The organism is Mesorhizobium sp. M1A.T.Ca.IN.004.03.1.1 (genome assembly GCF_003997555.1).
GTDB lineage: Bacteria > Pseudomonadota > Alphaproteobacteria > Rhizobiales > Rhizobiaceae > Mesorhizobium.
Window position 1 is genome coordinate 1 of the sequence record NZ_RZTV01000779.1, and the last position, 249, is coordinate 249.

General features: G+C 60.6%; 1 pseudogene. It reads right to left on the bottom strand.

Features of this window, described 5'->3' with window-relative positions:
* Positions 1 to 249: pseudogene (locus EOD29_RS33765) on the bottom strand (peptidase T); the annotation flags it as partial.

Genomic DNA, 249 nt, shown 5'->3' on the forward strand with positions numbered 1-249 from the left:
CCGCGCCCGACTTCCTCGTCGGGCGTGAACAAGATCTTGATCGTCCCGTGCCTGATATCAGGATTGCCGACGAGCATCTGAGCCGCGGTCATGATCTCGGCCAGTCCGGCCTTGTCATCAGCGCCGAGCAATGTCGTTCCATCGGTCGTTACGATATCGTTGCCGATCTGGTTTTTTAGCTCAGGGTGCTCGCTCACGCGGATCACCCGGCCGGTGTCGCCGGCAAGCTTGATATCCCCGCCGGCATAG